At 31.4% G+C, this 9627-nt stretch carries 8 protein-coding genes and 2 pseudogenes; 5 read left to right on the top strand and 5 right to left on the bottom strand.

All coding sequences use genetic code 11. The features are described from left to right. The 3 genes and pseudogenes from AC37UB_RS10070 to trpS form a co-directional block, all read right to left on the bottom strand. Positions 1-811, bottom strand: a pseudogene (locus tag AC37UB_RS10070) (transposase); the annotation flags it as partial. Positions 812-934: 123 nt separating this feature from the next. Next, a complete protein-coding gene (locus AC37UB_RS10065) occupies positions 935-1507 on the bottom strand; it encodes an ATP-dependent Clp protease proteolytic subunit (RefSeq protein WP_117974232.1) in 573 nt (190 codons plus the stop codon). A gap of 69 nt (positions 1508-1576) precedes the next feature. Next, complete coding sequence (trpS, locus tag AC37UB_RS10060) at positions 1577-2596, bottom strand: tryptophan--tRNA ligase (protein WP_241699693.1); 1020 nt, start codon at positions 2594-2596, stop codon at positions 1577-1579. A gap of 344 nt (positions 2597-2940) precedes the next feature. Between trpS and spxA the strand changes: the two genes are divergently transcribed. The 3 genes from spxA to AC37UB_RS10045 all read left to right on the top strand — a co-directional run bounded on the left by spxA (position 2941) and on the right by AC37UB_RS10045 (position 4813). Then, positions 2941-3339: a transcriptional regulator SpxA gene (gene spxA / locus AC37UB_RS10055; protein ID WP_117974235.1), complete on the top strand. Its 399-nt coding sequence runs from the start codon at positions 2941-2943 to the stop codon at positions 3337-3339. A 205-nt stretch (positions 3340-3544) separates the two neighbouring features. Next, positions 3545-4234, top strand: coding sequence for an adaptor protein MecA (locus AC37UB_RS10050; RefSeq protein ID WP_117974237.1), 690 nt, complete (start codon positions 3545-3547; stop codon positions 4232-4234). Positions 4235-4291: 57 nt separating this feature from the next. Continuing rightward, complete coding sequence (locus AC37UB_RS10045) at positions 4292-4813, top strand: GtrA family protein (protein ID WP_117974239.1); 522 nt, start codon at positions 4292-4294, stop codon at positions 4811-4813. 8 nt (positions 4814-4821) lie between these two features. Here AC37UB_RS10045 and epsC read toward each other — a convergent pair whose 3' ends face one another. Both epsC and cysK read right to left on the bottom strand, forming a co-directional pair. Further along, the gene (epsC, locus tag AC37UB_RS10040; protein ID WP_490685670.1) at positions 4822-5568 is read right to left on the bottom strand and encodes a serine O-acetyltransferase EpsC; all 747 of its coding nucleotides are present in this window, start codon (positions 5566-5568) and stop codon (positions 4822-4824) included. 8 nt (positions 5569-5576) lie between these two features. Then, entirely contained in the window at positions 5577-6509 is a 933-nt protein-coding gene (gene cysK, locus AC37UB_RS10035; RefSeq protein WP_117974243.1) for a cysteine synthase A, read from the bottom strand. A 1381-nt stretch (positions 6510-7890) separates the two neighbouring features. On the opposite strand from cysK, the gene AC37UB_RS10030 reads away from it, so the two are divergent. Then, positions 7891-8805: a hypothetical protein gene (locus AC37UB_RS10030; RefSeq protein WP_117974252.1), complete on the top strand. Its 915-nt coding sequence runs from the start codon at positions 7891-7893 to the stop codon at positions 8803-8805. Between the two features lie 115 nt (positions 8806-8920). Next, positions 8921-9627, top strand: a pseudogene (locus AC37UB_RS10025) (transposase); the annotation flags it as partial.

Below are 9627 nucleotides of genomic sequence, written 5' to 3'. Positions count from 1 at the left end.
GAGTGAAATGACTTTTTAATTTATTGTAAATAGAGATAAAAGTACGACTATCATGTTGATTACCTGGATGCGTTGTATATCCTAAAACCCATCCGTTTTTATCACATGCCACTTGTGTGTCTTAGGCAAAGACTTGTTTATGTTCTCCTTTATGAAATCAGCCACTGTCAGCATCGTTTTTACTAATTTTTTTAACCTTTGTATTTGTCTCACTTTTTCTTTTCTTTTTAAGGGCTTTTTTAATTGTTTTTCTCTATCGATTTCAACTTCTTTTTGAAGTGATTTTACATAAAATAATGTGTCTTCAGTTATTTCTTTGCTTTCATACTTTTTATTATTTGCATGTGCTTTAATATGAGTCCCATCAATAAATATCTCAGACGTATCAATTAAATGAGCTTCTATACACTGCACACTGCGCTAAAATACCATAAAAAATTTGTTCAAAGATATCTGTTCCTTTAAATCTTCTTGAGTCATTTTTACCAAAAGTTGAAAAGTGAGGGACTGAGTCTTGGATATCTAAACCTAAAAACCATCTGTAAGTCATATTTACTTCGACTTCTTAAATCGTTTGTCTCATGCTCTTAATTCTGTATAAGTATTGCATCAAGGGAAGTTTGATTAACATAACTGGATCTAAACTAGGTCGTCCATTAGACTGATCATAATTATCTTCAACAAGTTGATAAATAAAACTAAAATTGACGTATTTGTCAATATCTCTTAAAAGATGTTCCTGTGGAACTAAGTCTTCTAATGAATAAAAACCTATTTGATTACGTTTACTCATATCTTGCTTTTTCAACATTAATAGTCACTCTTTTCCTCTATTTTACCAAAAAAAGACAAAGTATCGAAATTTATCAATACTTTGTCTACAGTCTGAAACTACTCATTATCATAATGAGTAGTTCTTATTTAGTTTAAATTGTTACTTTTCTAAATCACTAGCAGAAGAAATGATATTTGTCACAATACCATAATCTTTTGCTTCATCAACTGACATCCAAAAGTTTCGGTCAGTATCTTCTGCAACTTTTTCATATGTTTGTCCAGTTGCATCTGCAATTAAACGATTAATTCTTTCACGCATTTTGACAATTTCACGTGCTTCGATTTGAATTTCAGTACTTTGTCCTTGAACACCACCAGCTGGTTGATGAATCATAAAACGAGTATTTGGAAGAGAATAGCGATTTTCTTTTTTTGCTGCTAAGAAAATGGTAATTCCAGCACTAGCTACCCAACCAGTTCCTACCATTTTTACTTCCGGTTTAACAAATTTAATCATATCATGAATGGTATCACCAGCTTCAACGTGGCCACCTTGACTGTTGATATAAATCGTGATTGGTTCATCATTTAATGATGAAAGTAATAGTAATTGACTGCTAACTTCTTTTGCTAAATCTTGATCGATTCCTCCATAAATTAAAATAGTCCGTGTTTCAATCATTTTTTGAGTTAACATGGTATTTGTATCCATTTGTGTTTTATCTGACATAAAATAAAATCCCCTTTCAAGTCGTCATCTAGTAATAGTTTAGCATAAATACTTAAAATATACGCGTTATTAGTGTTTAGTTTTACGACCTAGACCAACTGCATTTTTCATTTTGCGTAATGTTTTATTAGCCACTTTTGATGCTTCAATTGCTCCATTATCTAAAATGGTTTGCAAGTCATCCGACTTTAATAACTCTCTATAACGAGCTTGAATAGGTTCTAGTGTTGAAACCACAACTTCCGCTAAGTCATTTTTAAATTCAGCATACCCAGTATCAGTATATTTTTTAACAAGTTCATCAATTGTAAAATCAGAAAAAGAAGAATAAATCACTAAAAGATTTGAAATACCAGGTTTATTTTCTACGTCGTATTCGATTTTTCCGCTCGAGTCAGTGACAGCTGAACGGATTTTTTTACGAATAATATTGGGCTCATCTAACATTGAGATAAATCCTTTACTATTACTATCTGATTTACTCATTTTTTTAGTAGGATCTTGCAAGCTCATGACACGTCCGCCAGCATTTTTGTCTGGAATTTTTACTTCAGGTAGAACAAGAAGTGGTTGATTTACATTTTCTGCGTACCGAGAATTAAAGCGTTCAACAAAATCTCTTGTTAATTCTAAATGTTGTTTTTGATCTTCTCCTACTGGTACTAAATCAGTATTATAAAGAATAATATCGGCAACCATTAGTGGTGGGTAAGTGAGTAAACCAGCACTAACGGAAGTTGCACCAACTTTTTGTGATTTATCCTTAAATTGTGTCATACGTTCCAATTCACCAAGAGATGTGTTACACTGTACAATCCATGCTGCTTCTGTATGTGCTGAAACCTCAGATTGGATAAAAACAGTTGCTTTTTCTGGGTCAATGCCCACAGCAAGATATAAAGAGGCTAGTTGTAAAATTTGTTTTCTTAGTTTTAAACGATCTTGTGGCACAGTAATCGCATGTTCATCTACGATACAAAAGAAACAATGGTAGTCGTTTTGTAGTTGGACGAATTGTTTCATCGCGCCAATATAGTTTCCAATGGTCGGAATGCCACTTGGTTGAATACCTGAAAAAATAGTTTTCATAAAATAATCATGCCTCCGTAAAATTTTTTAGTCATAAGTGTATTATACTAGAAATTAAGAATAAATAGGGAATAAAACGAAAGGAAATTTGATTTAAACGGCGGTCTTGTTATAAAACATATAAAAGTCGTTTTGAAACACACTAAAAGGATGAGATAAAGTGTTTTTTTATACGCTCGATATTCTAAAAAGGTATTTCGTTATTCTAAAAAAATATTAAGTTTAGTCATATAATGTAAAAAAAACCTAGTAATCATAGGTTTTTTATAGTACAATTTACACATACTAGATTTTAGTTAAATAAAATTTTTTCTACTTATTACTTGTGAAAGGAAGTGACAGATATGTTAAAATTATACACTTCACCCAGCTGTACATCTTGTCGAAAAGCGCGTGCTTGGCTACAAGAAAATCAAATAGAATTTGTTGAACGCAACATTTTTTCTGAGCCGTTGACACAAGATGAACTAAAGGAAATATTACGAATGACAGAAGATGGAACAGAAGAAATTATATCAACGCGTTCGAAAGTATTTCAAAAGTTAGATGTTGATTTAGACGAGTTATCACTTCCAGAGTTATTAGAATTAGTTCAACAAAATCCTGGATTATTACGTCGCCCAATTATGATTGATGAAAAACGACTTCAAGTAGGCTTTAATGAAGATGAGATTCGTCGTTTCTTACCAAGGGATGTTCGAGCAATTGAGTTAAAACAAGCACAATTGATGGCAGGTATTTAACAGATCATTTTGTATAATATAATTAAATAGCGAAACTGGTTATAAGAAGATGGATTTGACTTATGTTCAAATGTATCTTTTTTTTTCTTAAAAATTCTTAATTTTCGTAGGGAACATGGACGAAATAAAGGTGATTTTCTTTACTTTTTATTAATATACTATACAATGTAACTATATAAATAATTTTGAAAAGGGGTGTAGCCGTATGGAAATGGAACGAATTAATGAGAACACAATTCGAGTATCAATTGGAAATGATGATCTTGCAGAACGCGGAATTACTTTTTTAGATTTGTTAGGTAACCAAAAACAAATTGAGACTTTCTTCTATAGTATTTTAGAAGAGGTGGATGTGGATGAACAGTTCCAAGGGACCGACGCTGTAACGTTCCAAGTGCTACCCAATCATGATGGACTTGAATTGTTTATCAGTAAAAATGCGTCAATAGATGAAACGGCTGACTTTAGTGGACTAGATAATGGACAAGCAGATGGTTTTGTTGATTACCTCAAAAATCAAATGAATACTCCTGAAGCTAAAAGTTCTGTTGAAGAACCAACAGATAATGAAGAATTGAATTATTTAGAAGATAGCATGTTTGGTGCAACTTACGAAACAGTTTTTAAAGCAGCTGACTTTGAGGACATTGTGGAGCTAGCTAAAAATATTCAGTTATTAAATGTGTTATCATCGCTTTATTTTTATAATAACACTTATTATTTACAGTTAACTTTCTTGCTTGAAAATACTTCTAAGAATCAAGCCAAAAATGATGTCTCAAAAATATATGATTTTATGCAGTTAACTAACATTACAAAAGATGTACTGGATGAGTATGGGGAATTGGTTATTGATCGTAATGCATTAAGTATTTTAAAGCACTATTTTAAGTAAAGAATGTTTTCGGACATTCTTTTTTTATGAAATCAAGCCAAATTTGGAGGTGATAGAGTGATTAAACGACGCGAACTATTATGGTATAGTATCTTTGGAACGACTGCTACTTTTATCTATTTTTTTATTCGGTTTATGTCTAAAAATTGGACGGATAATGTGTTGATAACAGTTATGTTAGCCCAAAGTGTGGCAATCGTTTTTTCATTCTTCGCCAACAAGTTTTTTGTGTTTAAAAATACAGGATTAGGATTTGCCCGTTCGTTGAAGCAATTTATAGAATTTATTGCAGGTCGTTTTTTTGTGATTATGTTAGATTTAGGGATTGCCTACTTTTTTGTGGAAAAGTATAGTAGAGTAATGATTTCGGTACTTCATTTACAACGAATTAATTATCAACAATTATTATTCCGCCACCCATTAATTGGTCCGTATATGGGAAATGCCTATTTACTAAATGAATTTATTTTTACCGTCTTATCACAAGTTTTGGCTACAATCATCAACTATGTGGTTTCTAAACGAATTGTTTTTAACGCAAAAAAGAGCTATGAGGGAGAGTTGGTCTCTTCCTCATAGTTATTTTTTTAATAAGTTGAATTTTTATTTACAACCACAGTATTTTCAGGAACAGAACGTGTAATCCATGTTCCACTTCCAATGACTGTATTATCACCAATAAATGTGTCTCCTCCAAGAACAGTTGCTCCAGCATAAATAACCACACCATTGCCAATATTCGGGTGTCGTTTTCCATATTTTGCTAGAGACCCATCTTCCATTATGTTAAAGTTACGCACGCCTAAGGTGACATTTTGATAAATTCTGACATGCTCTCCTATCACGGTTGTTTCTCCAATGACGATGCCAGTTCCATGATCAATGAAAAAATACGCGCCAATTTGAGTTCCTGGATGAATATCTATCCCTGTTAAACTATGCATATTCTCAGATAACATGCGTGGCACAATCGGAACATCTAACAGATAGAGTTCATGAGCTAGTCGATGGATGCTAATAGCCTTAAACCCAGGATAAGTCAAAATGATTTCATCGGTGCTTTTTGCTGCAGGATCTCCTTGGTAGGCTGCTTGAATGTCTGTATCAATTAACTGTTTAATGTTTGAAAGACGTTGTGTTAATTTTGCTGCAATAACCTCACTTTGATTTTTTTGCTCAATAGTGAAAGATAATAACTGCTCAAGAGAATGATTAAAGGTCGATGTTGTCATCGTTTGGTCAGGTGAACCAAAAAATGCTGGAAATAGCAATGCGAAAAAGTCAGAAATAACCTGTTCGACGGCTTTATCCATCCCAATGTAATTCTTATTCATCATTTTTCCTATTCTGTAAACATAGGTGTAGATAAATAGCGTTCACCAGTATCCGGTAACAATACTACAATATGTTTAGTTTTATTTTCATCTCGTTTAGCCAGCTCCATTGCAGCACATACTACAGCCCCTGAAGAAATACCTGCAAGGACACCTTCTTGTTCTGCTAATAGTCGCCCAGTTGCAAAAGCATCTTCATTGGATACAGTGATAATTTCATCATAAACTGATGTATCTAAAATTGATGGAATAAAGCCTGCACCAATTCCTTGGATTTTATGGCTTCCAGCTACTCCAGTGGATAGGACAGCAGAGTCAGTTGGTTCAACAGCCACAATTTTGACGTTTGGATTTTTTTCTTTAAGGAATGTTCCAACTCCAGTAACAGTCCCACCAGTTCCGACTCCAGCAACAAAAATATCTACATTTCCTTCAGTGTCATTCCAAATTTCAGGTCCAGTTGTTTGGTAATGAATTTCAGGATTAGCGGGATTAGAAAATTGTGATGGAATAAAGCTATTTTTTATACTTTCAGCTAATTCTTCTGCTTTAGCAATAGCTCCTTTCATTCCTTTAGCTCCTTCAGTTAAAACCAATTCAGCTCCATAAGCTTTCATTAACTGACGGCGTTCAACAGACATTGTTTCTGGCATGACGATAATCAATTTATAACCACGAGCCGCTGACATCATAGCCAAGCCAATACCAGTATTTCCAGATGTTGGTTCGATGATGGTTGTTTCTTTTGTTAATTTACCTGCTTTTTCTGCTGCATCAAGCATAGCTTTGGCAATTCTATCTTTGACTGAACCACCAGGATTAAATGATTCGATTTTAGCTAGGATTGTTGCATCAAGCTTTTGGCTATCCTCCAAAGATGTTAATTCAAGTAAGGGAGTGTTTCCAATTAATTGATCAACTGATGTATAAATATTAGACATACAATTCTCTCCTTTTTATTAAAATATATTTAGCATAGTTTTTAGGTATATAAATTATAACGTGTTTAACTGACTATTCAAAATATAAAGTTCATATGAATGAAAAAACATTGAAGTAACAAAAAATGATTTTATTAATTTTGTAGATAAATTAATTAAAGAAATATAAGAGAAGCAACCATTAGATAGGAATAATCAAGAATTACAAAAGCCTCCATCTTATCAAACGTCTTAATAATTAAAAGAAAACATAGATATTTATAAAAAATGGTGAAGAATTAATTCAAGTGATTAATAAGAGATTCCGATGATTTTATTAGCAACGATTCGTGACCCACATGACCAAATAAAGAAATGTTAGGATTAAATATTAAGAAAAATTGATGATTCTAGTTATAGATAGTGATTATATCAATCGTTTAATATTATTATGTAAATATTTAGCAGTTTTACCTATAGGTATGTCGAATAGGTTGACATTCATAATATAAGCAAAGAAGATTATTTATATACATAGACTCTTTCTTATATCAGAAGTGAGTCTATTTTTATTTGTGTTTATAAATAATATTGTTACATTTGCTTAAGTTCATCTATTATCTTTTTCTTAAATGAAGTGGGGCTAATAATTTCAACTAGAAAACCTTGACTAAGAACCCAGAGAATCATTCCATTATTAAAAGCTCTGATTTCAAAGATTGTGTATTGATTTTTAACTATTTTTTTGATCACTGCTTGAGGAAAACAATCTAGAACTACTTCTTGGTATCCTTTGTAATGGAATGTAATAAGTTGAGTTATTTTCTTTACTGAAAACGAACGACTTGTTATAAGAATCTTTGCTATACCATGATGTTAAATAACGTTAATTAACTGGTTGTATTAAGCAATAGGTTATTACAATCATTTAACTCTAGATAAACTTCTAATCTCACGTTTTGATAGTCCAGTCCTTTAGTACCTCACGAATAATTTTAATATGTTCATTCTTTCAGTTATATTATATTTTTCGGTTAACTCATTAATTTGTCCTAATGCGATATGTTTATAAATTAAAAAGAATGAATTAAATAGTTATCATAATGTTTTATCTTTCTAGTGACATTATACGTTAGTACTAAGTAATGTTAATGATAAATAGTATAGTAATAATCTTATAGGAGATGGAAATGTCTACACTTTAAATATATAAATGTTATTATAAAAGTGTGTGTCTTTTTTTATTGGTATTAGAGTTTTTATTATTTATATTGGTTATATAGTTGAATTAAGTATCATTGATATTTTTTACAATAAATGATAGCAAGAATATCTTGTTGTAATTTGTAGGTTACTTAGGTGACTTGATTTAAAACAATTTAAGTATGGATGTATAGTTATTATGATGATAGGTGGCCTAGTTATTGTGCGTGATATTTTATTTTTAATGGGTAAATTTTTTTTGAGTCTACTTTTTGGGGCATTTCGTTTTAGTAGTAAAATGTTTAATATAATGATGGGTTTAACTGGCATACAAGCTGTGGAGGACACACATGTTAATAAGTATGGTGTTCAATTTTTGATGGTTGAACCTTATGAGTTAAAGCAAACATTTTTTTCTCGTAAAAAAGCAAAACACTTAGGGAAAGTTTATACTTCTAGGTTAAAAGAGGGAAGAGTTCAAGGAGCTTATGTTGTCATTAATCGTAGCATACTAATGGAAAGAAAAAATAAAGTCAATCGATCGATTTTTAGAAATGACGAAGATAGATATAATGCTTATGTACCAGGTTTTGATGAAGTTAGAAGTGAAAAAATAAAGTGTGATAAACGTATGCAAGCAATGTACCATCGAACACATCTTTTGCCTTTTCGATTTTGTTTAAGCGAGGGAGATGATATGACTAATTTATTATTCACAGGCACAGCTCATTTGAACAGTGGGAGTCGTCCACAGCTTCATTATTTTGTTCCAAATGATAATTTATTTAAAGATAGTTTTTATTATCGCCAACTATATTTGTCTGATTTATGTAAGACTAAAATAAGAAAAAAAAAGTTAATAAAAGAATCTAATATCACTATTCAACACATTTCTGCTCCCTCACCAGCACCAATTGGTAGTCATTATTCATTGGATGACTTTGAAAGAGTTGCGACAAGTTATATATTAGATCATCCTAATAATAGTTTTAAATATGGTGTTTTTTGTCATTATAGTGATGACGGCGTTATTCCTAGCAGTGTTTCTGTGTATTTAATAAATAATACTTTAAATAAAATGATTTTTTCTGTTGAATTACCAAATGTCTTTTAAAAAAGTCTCAAGGTCTTTATTAAGACCTTGAGACTTCAGACTGTAGACAAAGTATTGATAAATTTCGATACTTTGTCTTTTTTTTTGGTAAAATAGAGGAAAGAAGTGACTATTAATGTTGAAAAAGCAAGATATGAGTAAACGCAATCAAATAGGTTTTTATTCATTAGAAGACTTAGTTCCACAGGAACATCTTCTAAGAGATATTGATAAATACGTCGATTTTAGTTTTATTTATCAACTTGTTGAGGATAAATACGATCAGTCTAATGGACGACCTAGTTTAGATTCAGTTATGTTAATCAAACTTCCCTTGATACAATACTTATACGGAATTAAGAGCATGAGACAAACGATTAAAGAAGTCGAAGTAAATATAGCTTACAGATGGTTTTTAGGTTTAGATATCCAAGACTCAGTCCCTCACTTTTCAACTTTTGGTAAAAATGACTCAAGAAGATTTAAAGGAACAGATATCTTTGAACAAATTTTTTATGGTATTTTAGCGCAGTGTATAGAAGCTCATTTAGTTGATACGTCTGAGATATTTATTGATGGGACTCATATTAAAGCACATGCAAATAATAAAAAGTATGAAAGCAAAGAAATAACTGAAGACACATTATTTTATGTAAAATCACTTCAAAAAGAAGTTGAAATAGATAGAGAAAATCAATTAAAAAAGCCCTTAAAAAGAAAAAAGTGAGACAAATACAAAGGTTAAAAAAATTAGTAAAAACGATGCTGACAGTGTCATAAAGGAGAACATAAACAAGTCTTTGCCTATGCCACACAAGTGGCATGTGATAAAAACGGATGGGT

It is taken from the genome of Vagococcus changpingensis (genome assembly GCF_058211775.1).
This window is presented reverse-complemented; position numbering and strand designations above follow the sequence as displayed.